General features: G+C 73.9%; 9 protein-coding genes and 1 pseudogene. 5 read left to right on the top strand and 5 right to left on the bottom strand.

What is annotated here, in order from left to right:
- Window positions 1-51: 51 nt before the first annotated feature.
- A pseudogene (locus AB0M97_RS00540) lies at window positions 52-195 on the top strand (DUF5713 family protein); the annotation flags it as partial.
- Between the two features lie 90 nt (window positions 196-285).
- On the opposite strand, the gene AB0M97_RS00535 reads toward AB0M97_RS00540, so the two are convergent.
- From AB0M97_RS00535 to AB0M97_RS00520, 4 genes are all read right to left on the bottom strand, one after another.
- Window positions 286-2,505 carry an NADP-dependent isocitrate dehydrogenase gene (locus tag AB0M97_RS00535; protein WP_365958446.1) on the bottom strand — a complete coding sequence of 740 codons (2,220 nt, stop codon included), beginning with the start codon at window positions 2,503-2,505 and terminating at the stop codon, window positions 286-288.
- A 168-nt stretch (window positions 2,506-2,673) separates the two neighbouring features.
- Window positions 2,674-3,771, bottom strand: coding sequence for a mechanosensitive ion channel family protein (locus AB0M97_RS00530; protein ID WP_365958444.1), 1,098 nt, complete (start codon window positions 3,769-3,771; stop codon window positions 2,674-2,676).
- A 199-nt stretch (window positions 3,772-3,970) separates the two neighbouring features.
- Complete coding sequence (locus tag AB0M97_RS00525; RefSeq protein WP_365958442.1) at window positions 3,971-5,503, bottom strand: amino acid permease; 1,533 nt, start codon at window positions 5,501-5,503, stop codon at window positions 3,971-3,973.
- Window positions 5,504-5,588: 85 nt separating this feature from the next.
- Window positions 5,589-6,578: a hypothetical protein gene (locus AB0M97_RS00520; RefSeq protein ID WP_365958441.1), complete on the bottom strand. Its 990-nt coding sequence runs from the start codon at window positions 6,576-6,578 to the stop codon at window positions 5,589-5,591.
- A 276-nt stretch (window positions 6,579-6,854) separates the two neighbouring features.
- Between AB0M97_RS00520 and AB0M97_RS00515 the strand changes: the two genes are divergently transcribed.
- The 4 genes from AB0M97_RS00515 to AB0M97_RS00500 all read left to right on the top strand — a co-directional run bounded on the left by AB0M97_RS00515 (window position 6,855) and on the right by AB0M97_RS00500 (window position 13,220).
- The gene (locus AB0M97_RS00515; protein WP_365958440.1) at window positions 6,855-8,294 is read left to right on the top strand and encodes an FGGY family carbohydrate kinase; all 1,440 of its coding nucleotides are present in this window, start codon (window positions 6,855-6,857) and stop codon (window positions 8,292-8,294) included.
- Entirely contained in the window at window positions 8,291-9,694 is a 1,404-nt protein-coding gene (locus AB0M97_RS00510) for an FAD-dependent oxidoreductase (RefSeq protein ID WP_365958438.1), read from the top strand. Before AB0M97_RS00515 ends, AB0M97_RS00510 begins: the two co-directional genes overlap by 4 nt.
- Window positions 9,695-10,012: 318 nt before the next feature.
- On the top strand, window positions 10,013-11,236 hold the full coding sequence (locus tag AB0M97_RS00505) for an FAD-dependent oxidoreductase (RefSeq protein ID WP_365958437.1): 1,224 nt from the start codon (window positions 10,013-10,015) through the stop codon (window positions 11,234-11,236).
- Between the two features lie 100 nt (window positions 11,237-11,336).
- A complete protein-coding gene (locus AB0M97_RS00500) occupies window positions 11,337-13,220 on the top strand; it encodes an ABC transporter ATP-binding protein (protein ID WP_365958691.1) in 1,884 nt (627 codons plus the stop codon).
- Window positions 13,221-13,430: 210 nt separating this feature from the next.
- Here the strand turns inward: AB0M97_RS00500 and AB0M97_RS00495 are convergent, their stop codons facing one another.
- Window positions 13,431-14,285, bottom strand: a complete 855-nt coding sequence (locus AB0M97_RS00495; protein WP_365958436.1) for a pentapeptide repeat-containing protein — start codon at window positions 14,283-14,285, stop codon at window positions 13,431-13,433.
- Between the last annotated feature and the right edge of the window lie 32 nt (window positions 14,286-14,317).

The raw sequence follows: 14,317 nt of genomic DNA, 5'->3' as shown, positions 1-14,317 counted from the left end.
CATGAGGATCGTCGGCCGGCAGGTCAGCGGACACCACCTCCTCAAGGCCACCTGGAGGCCGAGTTCGAGGCGCCGGGCAGCGAGATCGAGACCGTGGCCCGGGAGGAGATGGCGGAGGCCTTGTGGTGCGTGGCGCGGGCCCACGGCTTCCCCGACGCGGACGGGGAGGAGCTGATCGCACCCCGCGAGTGGTGACGGCCTGCCCGTGTGGGGAACGGCCGCGCCCCGCCCGGCGGGTGCCGGACGGGGCGGGGTGGGTCCTGCCGGGGCCCGGGGGCCGTCCGGTCAGCTCAGGGACGCGAGCGCCGCGTTCCAGGTGGCCGACGGGCGCATGATCTCGGCCGCCTTGGCCGGGTCGGGCCGGTAGTAGCCGCCGATGTCGGCCGGCCGGCCGTGGACGGCGTTCAGCTCCTCGACGATCTTCTGCTCGTTCGCCGCGAGGGTCTCGGCGAACGGGGCGAAGACCTTCGCCAGGTCCGCGTCGTCGGTCTGCCGCGCCAGCTCCTGCGCCCAGTACAGGGACAGGTAGAAGTGGCTGCCGCGGTTGTCGATGCCGCCGACGCGGCGGGTCGGGGACTTGTCCTCGTTGAGGAAGGTCGCCGTGGCGCGGTCGAGGGCGTCGGCCAGCACCTGGGCGCGGGCGTTGCCGGTGACCTTCGCGTACTGCTCCAGGGACGGCACCAGGGCGAAGAACTCGCCGAGCGAGTCCCAGCGCAGGTAGTTCTCCTTGACGAGCTGCTGGACGTGCTTCGGCGCGGAACCGCCGGCGCCCGTCTCGAACAGGCCGCCGCCCGCCATCAGCGGGACGACCGACAGCATCTTGGCGCTGGTGCCCAGCTCCAGGATCGGGAACAGGTCGGTGAGGTAGTCACGCAGCACGTTGCCGGTGACGGAGATGGTGTCCTCGCCGCGGCGGATGCGCTCGACGGAGAACCTGGTCGCCTCCACCGGGCTGAGGATCTTGATCTCCAGGCCCTCGGTGTCGTGCTCCGGCAGGTACTGCTGGACCTTGGCGATCAGGTTGGCGTCGTGCGCGCGGGTCTCGTCCAGCCAGAACACCGCCGGGGCGCCGGTCGCGCGGGCGCGGGTGACGGCGAGCTTCACCCAGTCGCGGATCGGGGCGTCCTTGGTCTGGCAGGCGCGGAAGATGTCACCGGCGGACACGGCCTGCTCGATCAGGACGTTGCCGCCCCCGTCGACCAGGCGGACGGTGCCGGTGGCCGGGATCTCGAACGTCTTGTCGTGGCTGCCGTACTCCTCGGCCTTCTGCGCCATGAGGCCGACGTTCGGGACGGAACCCATGGTCGACGGGTCGTAGGCGCCGTTGGCGCGGCAGTCGTCGATGACGGCCTGGTAGACGCCGGCGTAGCTGGAGTCCGGCAGCACGGCGAGCGCGTCGTGCTCCTGGCCGTCGGGGCCCCACATGTGGCCGGAGGTGCGGATCATGGCGGGCATGGAGGCGTCGACGATCACGTCGGACGGCACGTGCAGGTTGGTGATGCCCTTGTCGGAGTCGACCATCGCCAGGTCCGGGCCCTCGGCGAGTTCGGCGTCGAAGGACGCCTTGATCTCGGCGCCCTCGGGCAGGCCCTCCAGGCCCTTGTAGATGCCGCCGAGGCCGTCGTTCGGGGTGAGGCCGGCCGCGGCGAGGGTCTCGCCGTACTTGGCGAACGTCTTCGGGAAGAAGGCGCGCACCACGTGACCGAAGATGATCGGGTCGGAGACCTTCATCATCGTGGCCTTCAGGTGCACGGAGAACAGCACGCCCTCCTGCTTGGCGCGGGCGACCTGCGCGGTGAGGAACTCGCGCAGCGCGGCGACCCGCATCACGGAGGCGTCGACGACCTCGCCCGCGAGGACGGGTACGGACTCGCGCAGCACGGTGGTGGTGCCGTCGTCGCCGACCAGCTCGATGCGCAGCGCGCCGTCCTCGGCGATCACCACGGACTTCTCGGTGGAGCGGAAGTCGTTCTCGCCCATGGTCGCCACGTTCGTCTTGGACTCGGGGGTCCAGGCGCCCATGCGGTGCGGGTGCGTCTTGGCGTAGTTCTTCACCGACGCGGGGGCGCGGCGGTCGGAGTTGCCCTCGCGCAGGACCGGGTTCACGGCGGAACCCTTGACCTTGTCGTAGCGGGCGCGGATCTCGCGCTCCTCGTCGGTCTTCGGGTCGTCCGGGTAGTCCGGCAGCGCGTAGCCCTGGCTCTGCAGTTCGGCGACGGCGGCCTTCAGCTGCGGGATCGACGCCGAGATGTTCGGCAGCTTGATGATGTTGGCCTCGGGCGTCTTGGCCAGCTCGCCGAGCTCGGCGAGCGCGTCCGGGATGCGCTGGTCCTCGGTCAGGTACTCCGGGAAGACGGCGATGATGCGCCCGGCCAGCGAGATGTCGCGCGTCTCCACGGCGACACCCGCCTGCGAGGCGTATGCCTGGACCACCGGCAGGAAGGAATACGTCGCCAGGGCCGGGGCCTCGTCAGTGTGCGTATAGATGATGGTCGAGTCAGTCACCGGGTGCTCCGCTCCACGTCTGCAACATTGCTCGACATCAAGATATCTCGTGATCGTCCCCGGCTCGACAGGGGTCGGCGGCCACCTGCGGGGCGATGTGCCGACGCGCACGGCCCCGGGGTGTGAGAAGGCCCACACCCCGGGTCCGTGCGCGGGGAACGGCGGCGGTCAGTCGTGCAGCCGGGCCGTCTCGTCCGGCACGGTCTCCCCGCCGGTGCGCTGCTGCGGGATGGCCGGGGCGCCCTGCTGGAGCGACACGTTCCGGGTGGGCGCCGGGATGCGGATGCCCTCCGCGCGGTAGCGCCGGTGCAGGCGCTTGATGAACTCGTGCTTGACCCGGTACTGGTCGCTGAACTCGCCCACGCCGAGGATCACGGTGAACCCGATCCGCGAGTCGCCGAAGGTGTGGAACCGCACGGCGGGCTCGTGGTCGGGCACGGCCCCACTGATCTCCGTCATCACCTCCGTGACGACCTCGGTGGTGACCCGCTCGACGTGCTCCAGGTCGCTGTCGTAGCCGACCCCGACCTGCACCATGATCGTCAACTGCTGCTCGGGACGCATGAAGTTGGTCATGTTCGTCTTCGCCAGCTCCCCGTTGGGGACCACGACCAGGTTGTTCGACAGGTTGCGGACCGTCGTCTGGCGCCAGTTGATGTCCTCGACGTAGCCCTCCTCGCCGCTGCTCAGCCGGATGTAGTCCCCGGGCTGGACGGTCTTGGAGGCGAGGATGTGGAGGCCCGCGAAGAGGTTGGCGAGGGTGTCCTGAAGGGCCAGGGCGACCGCGAGGCCGCCGACGCCCAGGGCGGTGAGCAGCGGCGCGATGGAGATGCCCAGCGTCTGGAGCACCACCAGGAAGCCGATCGCCATCACCAGCACCCGGGTGATGTTCACGAAGATCGTGGCCGAGGCGGCGACCCCGGAGCGGGACTGGGCGACCGAGCGGACCAGTCCGGCGACCACCCGGGCCACCGACACCGTCGCCACGAAGATCAGCAGCACCGTCAGCGCCTGGTTGACGTTGTGCTGGACCGTCCGCGTCAGCGGGAGCGCCGCGCCCGCACCGGCCGCGCCGGCCGAGATCGCCGCCCAGGGCACCAGGGCGCGCAGGGCGTCCACGATGACGTCGTCGCCGCCCCAGCGGGTGCGGTCGGCGTGCCGGCCCAGCCAGCGCAGCAGCATCCGCAGCAGAAAGGCCGCCAGCAGGCCCGCGCCGAGGGCGATCCCGGCGAGGACCAGGTCGTCCACCGTGAGCTCCCGCGTCACCGGTCACCCCCGTGGCGGAGGGCGGCGGCGAAGGTCCCCGCCGACGGCCGGATGTGAAGTGTCGTCACGTCGTCACCTGCTCGATTCCAAGATGTGCCGGCGCGTCGGCCGCCCGAAGCACGAGCGGCCGGCGCGATGGCTCATCCTGCCGCATCCGGCACGGGTGTTCGTACCGGATGCGGTGTCGCGAGCAGGTGAATCAGACGATGCCCTCGGCCAGTTCGGCCTGTTCCTTGTCGGTGCCGTACGCGGCCGTCGTCGGGACGCCGTACGAGCGGCGGGCCACGAACCACCACACGGTGGCGAGGACCAGGACGACGACGAGGGCGACCGACGCGTAGTTCATCGTGTCGGCCGTCACCGGCGAGGACTGCGGCAGGCAGAACAGCACGGTGACGAACGCCACCCACACCACCGCGACGATGCCGATCGGCCGGCTCCACTTGCCCAGGTGCCACGGCCCCGGCGTGAAGCGGTCACCCGCCCGCAGCCGCAGGAACACGGGGATGGCGTACGCGGGCGTGATGCCGATGACGTTGATGGCCGTGACCGCGCCGTACGCCGTCGCCGAGTACAGCGACGGCAGGGCGAGGACGCAGGCGACGCCGACCGACAGCCACACCGCCGCGACCGGCGTCTGGGTGCGCGGGGACACCTTGCGCCACAGCGCGGAGCCGGGCAGCGCACCGTCCCGGCTGAACGCGAACACCATGCGGCTGGCCGCGGCGACCTCCGCGTTGCCGCAGAAGAGCTGGGCGACGATCACCATCAGCAGCAGGGCGCTCGCCGCGTCGGTGCCGAGCCCGTCGAGCAGGATCTGCGCGGGCGGCACGCCCGTCGCGCTGTTCTGCGTGGCCGTGTAGTCCTGGATCGCGAACGTCAGTCCCGCCAGCAGGACGAAACCGGCCACCCAGGACACCCAGATCGCGCGCACTATGCCGCGTGCCGCCGTCACCGAGGCGTTGGCGGTCTCCTCGGACAGGTGCGCCGAGGCGTCGTAGCCGGAGAACGTGTACTGGGCGAGCAGCAGGCCGATCGCGGCCACGTACAGCGGGTTCTCCCAGCCCGTGTCGTTGACGAACTCGGTGAACACGAACGACGCCGACTGGTGGTGGTCGGGCACGATCACCAGCGCGCCCACGATGATCGCCACACCCGCCAGGTGCCACCACACGCTGATCGAGTTGAGCACGCTGACCAGCCGCACCCCGAACAGGTTGAGCACCGCGTGCAGCAGCAGGATCACGCAGAAGATGAGGAAGGTCTTCTCCGGCGTCGGCTCGAAGCCCCACTGGAGGTTCATGAACGCGCCCGTGAACAGGGCGGCGCCGTAGTCGATACCGGCGATCGCGCCGAGCAGGCCGAGCAGGTTCAGCCAGCCGGTGTACCAGCCCCAGCGGCGCCCGCCGAGCCGGTCGGCCATGTAGTACAGCGCCCCCGACGTCGGGTAGGCGCTGGTGACCTCCGCCAGCGCGAGCCCCACGCACAGCACGAACAGGCCGACGCCCGCCCAGCCCCACAGCATCACGGCGGGGCCGCCCGCGCCCATGCCGAAGCCGTACAGGGTCATGCAGCCGGACAGGATCGAGATCACCGAGAAGCTGATCGCGAAGTTGCCGAACGCGCCCATGCGGCGCGCGAGCACCGGGCGGTAGCCGAGCTCCCGCAGGCGCTGCTCCTCGTCGGGGTGCGGGGACCCCTGCGCGTGCGCGGGACGGTGGGTGGGGGACATGCCGGAACCTCCGGGACGGGTGGGACGGGAGAGGGACGAGTGGGGGACTGGAGGGCCCTGCATCGGGACCACGGGGCGTGCGGAATCAGGTGCGCCGGCCGGCCGACCGGCAGCGGGCCCGGGCCTGCACGAAGACCTCCACGGCCTGCGCGGCGTCGCGCGGATCGCTGGTGCGGTAGGCCCAGGGCAGGGGCGTGTAGTACGGGCCGAGCGCATCGAAGACCTGGGCGGCCTCCGGGAACTGCAGGGCGCCCCACAGCGCGTGCGCGAGGTGGTTCAGGTCGAGCAGCGAACGCTCCTCGGACCGGGTCAGCTCGAACCAGCTGTGAAACGCCCGGCGCGCCTCACGCGTCGCGTCCTCGGCCACCCAGTGCAGGTCCAGGGCGGCGTCCCGGCCGCCCGAGCGGCGGTACCGCTCCACCCGCACGTACAGCGGCAGCACATGCAGCGCGGAACCGGGCGGCGCCGAACCGGCCGCCCAGTGCGCGAACCCGGACGCCTCCGCCAGCCGCCCCGAATCCCTGTGCGGATACAGGAACTGCAGCATCCGGTGGTGCGCCTCACGGTTGTACGGGTCGCGCTTGTCGGCCTGCGCGAGCAGACCCCACGGCCCCGCGGGCAGCATCGGCTCGGGCGGCGGCATCCGGTGCTCCGCCCAGCGCTGCTCCTCGTCCAGCCGGGCCAGCGCCAGCAGGCACACCCACGGCACCGGATCGTGCGGCGCGGCGTGCGCGGCCGAGTCGCAGGCGTGCCAGGCCTCCTGCCACAGCTCGTGCGTACGGCGATGACCCTCGCGGCCCGCCCGCAGAGCCCGCTCCACGCAGACCCGGGCGTGCATCACCGAGGCGTGCACGTTCTTCGGCTCCTCCGCACGCCAGGCACGCACCACGTCGGTGCCCGCGGCGGCGGCGGCCAGCACCTGGGTCCGCTGCGTCCACTGCGACCACGTCGTGGTCTGCTCGAGCAGTTCGCGCATCGACATCCAGCGCCCGGTGCGCACCTCTTGCAGAGCGGCACGCAGGGCGCTGTCGTGGCCGGCCGGGTCGTAGGCGGGCCGTTCCCCCGCTTTGGCCATCACCCGGCCGCTCCCGGGAACGAGCCGGGCAGGGCGGCAGGCTGGAGTAGCAACAGCCCTCCTATGGGCACGGGTTGAGGAGTCACGTTCGGTCGCCGGTCACTATATAGAGCGTCACGTTCCGGAACTGTTCCGTTGTCCTCATCTTGCCGAACTCCCTCCCCTTGCGCCCCACCGGCCCCCGCGGTGTGCGGCGCGGTGCGTGCTTGACGCGGCGCGCGCGACGGCGGCAGGCTGACGTGCGGCGATCTTCCACGGTGCGACAGGAGAAGCACGATGACAGGTGCGGTGCTCGCCGTCGACCAGGGCACGTCCGGCACCAAGGCCCTCGTGATCTGTCCCGAACGCGGCGTCGTCGGCACCGGATTCGCCGCCGTACGACCCCGCCATCTGCCCGGCGGCCTGGTCGAGGCCGACCCCGGGGAACTGTACGCCTCCGTGGTGGACGCCGGCCGGCGAGCCCTCGCCGAGGCGGGCGAACCCGTCACCGCGGTCGGCCTGGCCAACCAGGGCGAGACCGTGCTCGCCTGGGACCCGGACACCGGCCGCCCGCTCACCGACGCCCTCGTCTGGCAGGACCGCCGGGCCCAGGGCGTCTGCGACGAACTCGCGTCGCACGCCGAGGAGTTGCGGCAGCTGACCGGGCTGCCCCTCGACCCGTACTTCGCCGCCCCGAAAATGGCCTGGATACGACGTCACCTCACCCGTGAGGGAGTCGTCACCACCACCGACGCCTGGCTCGTCCACCGCCTCACCGGCGCCTTCGTCACCGACGCCGCGACCGCCGGACGCACCCAGCTCCTCGACCTCGACCGGACGCGGTGGTCCCCGCGCGCCCTGGACCTGTACGGCCTGTCCGGCGAACGCCTCCCCGAGGTCGTCGACGCCGCCCAACCCGTCGGCACCACCACCGCGTTCGGCCCCGCCGTGCCGCTCACCGGCCTCCTCGTGGACCAGCAGGCCGCCCTGCTCGCCCAGCGCGTCACCGCGGCCGGCGCCGCCAAGTGCACCTACGGCACGGGCGCGTTCCTCCTCGCCCACACCGGCGACACCCCCCGGCGCGGCGCCTCAGGGCTGGTCAGCTGCGTCGCCTGGCGGCTCGCCGGACGCACCAGCTACTGCCTCGACGGCCAGGTCTACACGGCCGCGTCCGCGGTGCGCTGGCTCACCGACCTCGGGGTCCTCTCCGGCGCGTCCGACCTCGACGCCGTGGGCGGCACGGTCCCCGACAGCGGCGGCGTCGTCTTCGTGCCGTCCCTCGCCGGACTCGCCGCCCCCTGGTGGCGCGGCGACGTGCGCGGCTCCCTCACCGGCCTCGGCCTCGACACCACCGCCGGGCACCTGGTGCGCGCCCTGTGCGAAGGGCTGGCCGCCCAGGTCGCCGAACTCGCCGACGCCGCCGCGGCCGACCTCGGCACCCCGCTGGGCACCCTGCGCGTCGACGGCGGCCTGACCCGCTCCGCGCTGCTCATGCAGACGCAGGCGGATCTGCTGCAACGCCCCGTGGAGGTGTCCGCGCTGCCCGACGCGACGGCGCTCGGCGTCGGCGCGCTGGCCCGCCTCGGCTCGGGAGCCGTCCCCGCCCTCGAACAGGCCCTGCCCGACGGGAAACCGTCCGCCGTGTACGAACCCCGCATCACCGCCGACGAGGCCGCCGAACGCCGCGGCCGGTTCCACGCGGAGGTCGCCGCCCTGCTGGAACGGACCCCCGCATGACGGTCACCGCCGAGGGAGAGCTGCCCCGCGAGCCGTACGACGTGGCGGTGGTCGGCGCCGGTGTCGTCGGCTGCGCGATCGCCCGCCGGCTCGCCCGGCACCCCGGGCTGCGCGTGGCGCTCGTGGAGGCGCGCGAGGACGTCGGCGAGGGCAGCTCGAAGGCCAACACGGCGATCCTGCACACCGGTTTCGACGCCGCCCCCGGCTCCCTGGAGGCCCGGCTCGTGCGCGAGGGCGCCCGGCTGCTCGCCGCGTACGCCGCCGAGTCCGGCATCCCCGTCGAACCGGTCGGCGCGCTCCTCGTCGCCTGGGACGAGGAGCAGCTCGCGGCGCTGCCCCGCCTCGCCGAGAAGGCCGAGGCCAACGAGTACCGGGCGAGCCGCATCATCGGCCCCGACGAGCTGTACACCCGCGAACCCCACCTCGGCCCCGGCGCGCTCGCCGCCCTGCACGTGCCCGGCGAGAGCATCGTCTGCCCCTGGACGACGACCCTCGCGTACGCCACGCAGGCGGTCCGGCACGGCGTCGACCTGCACCTCAACTCGCCGGTGACGACGGTCGGTCGGCGCGACGGCCTGCACGTTATCGGCACCGGGCGGGGCGCGCTGCGGGCCCGCCTGCTGGTCAACGCGGCCGGGCTGCACGCCGACACGCTCGACCGGCTGCTCGGCCACGACGACTTCACGGTCACCCCGCGCCGCGGCCAGCTCATCGTCTTCGACAAGTTCGCCCGCTCCCTCGTCGGGCACATCCTGCTGCCCGTGCCCACCGCCCTCGGCAAGGGCGTTCTGGTGGCCCCGACCGTGTACGGCAACGTCCTGCTCGGGCCCACCGCCGAGGACCTGGACGACAAGTCCGCCACCGCCTCGACCGCCGAGGGCCTGGCCGCGCTGCGCGACAAGGGCCGCCGCATCCTGCCCCGGCTCCTCGACGAGGAGGTCACGGCCGTGTACGCCGGGCTGCGCGCCGCCACCGAGCACGACGACTACCGCATCCGCGCCCACCCCGGGCAGGCGTACGTCACCGTCGGCGGCATCCGCTCCACCGGCCTGACGGCCTCCCTCGCCATCGCCGAGCACGTCATGGACCTGCTCGGCGACGCGGGCCTGGAACCCGGCGCCGACCGGGACCTGGAGCCGGTGCGCATGCCGAACCTCGGCGAGGCCTTCCCGCGCCCCTACCAGCGGCCCGAACTCGTCGCCGCCGACCCGGAGTACGGCCGCCTCGTCTGCCACTGCGAGCGCGTCTCCCGGGGCGAGATCCGCGACGCCCTCGCCGGCACGATCCCGCCCCGCACCCCGGACGGCCTGCGCCGCCGCACCCGCGCCCGGGCGGGCCGCTGCCAGGGGTTCTACTGCGGTGCGGAGGTACGGGCGCTGCTGGGGGAGGCGGGGGTGTGAGGGGGGCGAGGCGGGCCGGCGGACTCGGCCGTGGCCGGGGTGCGGCGGGCCGGTGCGCAGGGCTGCGGGGAGTTCCTGCGCGGGCCGGCCGGGAAGGCCGGTCGTGGTCGGGGTGGTGCGGGATCCGTGGTGTGGTCTGCGGGGCGGGCTCCGCTGGGGGAGCCGTGAGCGGCATGCGGCGGGCCGACGCGGCCCGGTCGGGGCGTGCCCGCGTGGGGCAGCCGGGAGGCCGGGCCGTGACCGGGACGCGGCCGGGCCGGCGTGCGGTGCCCCGGGGCGCGGACCTGTCGGCCGGGCGCTGTGTGGAGGGGCGGGGTCATGAGCAGCGGTGAACGCCGGGTCGATGTGCTGGTCGTCGGGACGGGGCCCGCCGGGCTCGCGGCTGCCGCCGCCCTGGCCCGTACCGGCGAGGGACGGCGGATCGAGGTGCTCGACCGGGAGCAGCGGGCCGGGGGAGTGCCGCGGCACTGCGTCCACGGCGGCTTCGGACCCTGGCCGCACCCGCTGACCGGCCCCGAGTACGCGCGTCGGCTCACCGAGGCGGCGCTGCGGTCCGGCGCGGTCGTACGGACCGGGGTGACCGCCCTCGACTGGGCGGGCCCGCTGACGCTCACCGCCGTGGGACCCGAGGGCGCGGAGACCGTCACGGCCCGCGCCGTCGTGCTGGCCACCGGCGCCCGCGAACGCCCCCGCGCCGCCCGCCTGGTCCCCGGCACCCGGCCCGCGGGCGTCCTCACCACCGGGGAACTCCAGCAGGCCGTCCACCTCCACGGGCAGCGCGTCGGCACGCGCGCGGTGATCGTCGGCGCCGAGGACGTGTCGTACGCCGCCGCCGGCACCGTACGGGCCGCCGGGGCCGAGGTCGTCGCCATGGTCACGGAGCTGCCGCGCGCCCAGACGGCACCGGCCCGTGCCCTGGACGCCAGGCTGCGCCGGGGCGTTCCCCTGCTCACCGGCACGACGGTCACCGAACTGCTCGGCCGCGGACGCCTGTCGGGCGTGCGGATCCGCCACCGGAACGGCCGCAGCGCCACCCTGCGCTGCGACACCGTCGTGTTCACGGGCGACTTCGTGCCCGACCACGAACTGGCCCGGCGCGGCGGACTCGCCCTCGACCCCGGCACCCGGGGCCCCGCCGTCGACGGCGCCCTGCGCACCGAACGGCCGGGCGTGTTCGCCGCGGGCAACGTGCTGCACGCCGTGGAGCGGGCGGGCGCGGCCGCCCGCGAGGGAGCGCACGTGGCCCGGGCCGTGCGGGCCTGGCTGGCACGGGCCGACTGGCCGGCCGCAGTCCCGCTCCTCGTGGACCCGCCGCTGCGCTGGATCGCCCCGAACCGCGTGACGCCGGGCGACCACCACCCGTATGTGCTGCGGACGTCGGCTCCCCTTCCCCGCGTCGTCCTGACCGTCACTCAGGACGGCCGCCCCCTGCACCAGGCCCGCCTCGGCCCGGCGCTGCCGAACCGGACCCTGACCCTGACGGCACGGTGGACGCGGCGCGTGGACCCGGGCGGCGGGCCGGTGCGGGTGAGCGTCCGCTGATCCCGCGTCGAGTGACGGCCGTCAGCGAGCGCGCCGGAGACGGTGTCGCCGAATCCTTGACCTCAAGGAAGCTTGAGGTCCTAGGTTCGTCTCCATGAGCATGGAGACCACAGCGTGGACACAGCTGCACAGCGTCCTGACCGCCCAGCAGGACCGCCGTCCCCTGGCGCGCGCGACGCTGCGCCGCATCGGCGCGTTCGCCCGCCCGCACCGCCGCCGCATCGCCCTGTTCGTCCTCCTGGGGGTGGTGACGGCCCTGTTCGCCGTGGCGACGCCCGTTCTGGCCGGCAAGGTCGTCGACGCGATCGTGTCGGACGGCGCCGAGAGCACCGTCGTACGCCTGGCGCTGCTGATCGCCCTCATCGCCGTCGCCGAAGCGGCGCTCGGGATCCTCTCCCGGCGGCTGTCGGCGACGCTCGGGGAGGGACTCATCCTCGATCTTCGGACGGCCGTGTTCGATCACGTGCAGCGCATGCCGGTCGCGTTCTTCACACGTACCCGTACGGGCGCGCTCGTCTCCCGACTCAACAACGACGTGATCGGCGCACAGCGCGCGTTCAGCAACACGCTGTCCGGAGTCGTCAGCAACCTCGTCACGCTGCTGCTGACGCTCGCCGTGATGCTCACGCTGTCCTGGCAGATCACCCTGCTCGCGCTGGTGCTGCTGCCGGTGTTCGTCGTCCCCGCCCGGCGCATGGGCCGCCGCATGGCCGTCATGCAGCGTGAGGCGGCCACGCTGAACGCGGCGATGGGCACCCGCATGACCGAGCGGTTCTCCGCGCCGGGCGCCACGCTCGTGAAGCTGTTCGGCCGGCCGGAGGAGGAGTCCGCGGAGTTCGCGGAGCGGGCCCGGCGGGTGCGGGACATCGGCGTGCGCACGGCGACCGCCCAGTCCGCCTTCATCACCGCCCTCACCCTGGTATCGGCCCTGGCCCTCGCCCTCGTCTACGGCCTCGGCGGGTTCTTCGCCCTGCGCGGCACCCTGGAACCGGGTGCGGTCGTGGCGCTGGCGCTGCTGCTGACCCGCCTGTACGCGCCGCTGACCGCGCTCGCCGGGGCGCGCGTGGAGGTGATGAGCGCCCTGGTCAGCTTCGAGCGGGTCTTCGAGGTGCTCGACCTGAAGCCGCTCATCGCGCAGCGGCCGGACGCCCGCGAGGTCCCCGAGGGCCCGGTCGCCGTCGAGTTCGAGGACGTCCGCTTCGGCTACCCGTCCGCCGACAAGGTCTCCCTGGCCTCCCTGGAGGAGGTCGCCTCCCTCGACACCCGGGGCGGCGACGAGGTGCTGCGCGGCATCTCCTTCCGCGCCGAACCCGGCCGGACGGTCGCCCTCGTCGGCTCCTCCGGCGCGGGCAAGTCCACCATCGCCCAGCTGCTGCCGCGCCTGTACGACGTCGACGCGGGCGCCGTGCGCGTCGGCGGCGTCGACGTCCGTGACCTGACCGCGGCGTCCCTGCGGGACACGGTGGGCATGGTCACGCAGGACGGCCACCTCTTCCACGACACGGTCCGCGCGAACCTCCTGCTGGCCCGGCCCGCCGCCACCGAGGACGAGCTGTGGGACGCGCTGCGCCGCGCCCGCCTCGACGACCTCGTACGGTCCCTGCCGGACGGCCTGGACACGGTGGTCGGCGAACGCGGCTACCGGCTGTCCGGCGGCGAACGCCAGCGGATGACCATCGCCCGGCTGCTGCTGGCCCGCCAGCGCGTCGTCATCCTGGACGAGGCCACCGCCCACCTCGACAACACCTCGGAGGCGGCTGTGCAGGAGGCGCTCGCCGAGGCCCTGGAGGGCAGGACGGCGGTCGTGATCGCGCACCGGCTGTCCACCGTCCGCGCGGCCGACGAGATCCTGGTGGTCGAGGCGGGCCGGATCGTCGAACGCGGCACGCACGACGAGCTGCTGGCGGCCGGCGGCCGCTACGCGGAACTGCACCGCACGCAGTTCGCGGAGGGCACGGCCGACGGGCCGGAACTGGCGGCCTAGGGCCACCGTCCGCCCCACCGCCGACGCGGATGCCGGGCGCCGCGGCACCGGGATGGTTTCCGGCAGGGGGGTGGTGCCGCGGTCACCGGTGCGTGGGGGCGCCGCGGCACCGGGACGGTCCCCGGTCGGGGGGGGTGCCGCGGAGCCGGTGCGTCGGGGCGCCGCGGCACCGGGGCGGTCCCCGGCCGGAGGGGGGCGGTGGTGTCGCGGTCACCAGTGCGCGGGTCGGTCCAGTCCCGTCGGCAGCCTGGTGGTCGCGTCGCCGCGGGCCGCGTTCAGCCGGGCCCGGGTGAGGAAGATGCTGCCGGTGAGGTCGGCCCCGCGCAGGTCGGCGTCCCGGAGGTCGGCGCCGATCAGGTCCGCCGTGCGCAGGTCGGCCTTCCTGAGGTCGGCGGCGACGAGGAGGGCACCGCGCAGGCTCGCGCCCCGCAGGTCGGCGCCGGCGAGGCGGGCGCCCATCAGATCGGCGCCGCGGTGGTCCCTGCGCCGGCCGGGCACCTGGGCGCGCACCAGCTCACTGGCCCGCAGCAGCAGTCGGTTCACCTCGCCCCGCAGGGCGTTGACGTCGAGGGCGACGATCGACTCGGCGCTGCCCCGGGTCAGGCCGTCGAGGCGCCGCCGGGCCCGGCGCAGTTCCGCGTGCACCGGGCGGGCCGGGCCGAGCCCGAGGGCCTCGGTGACGTAGTGGAGCAGCTCGTGGAGCTGCCGCATGACGGGAAACACCGCGAACATGGCGCCCGCGCTCTCGGGTGCGCGCCGCCAGTCCGTGCCGCCGAAGGTGACCTGGGAGACCTTCTGGCCCGCGCCGAAGCAGTCGAAGACGGTGCAGCCGGAAAAGCCCCTCTCGCGCAGCCCCGCATGGATGCCGCACCGGAAATCGGCCTGGAGACTGGCGCACGGCGTGCCCGCCGCCTTGTCGACGGCGAAGTCGGCGGACCGGGCGAAGGGCAGCGCGACACAGCACAGCCCGAAGCAGTTCCCGCAGTCGGCCCGGAGGCCGTCGGGGTGCTCGCGCCCGCCGCTCTCCCGGCTCTCGGGTGACGGGGCGGCCGGGGGTCGTGACACGGTGTGCTCTCCTCTGCCGGGCCGGGCACGTC

This window comes from Streptomyces sp. NPDC051207, from assembly GCF_040682395.1.
Taxonomy (GTDB): domain Bacteria; phylum Actinomycetota; class Actinomycetes; order Streptomycetales; family Streptomycetaceae; genus Streptomyces.
The sequence above is the reverse complement of the archived record's forward strand: the minus strand, read 5'-3'. Positions and strand labels throughout refer to the sequence as shown.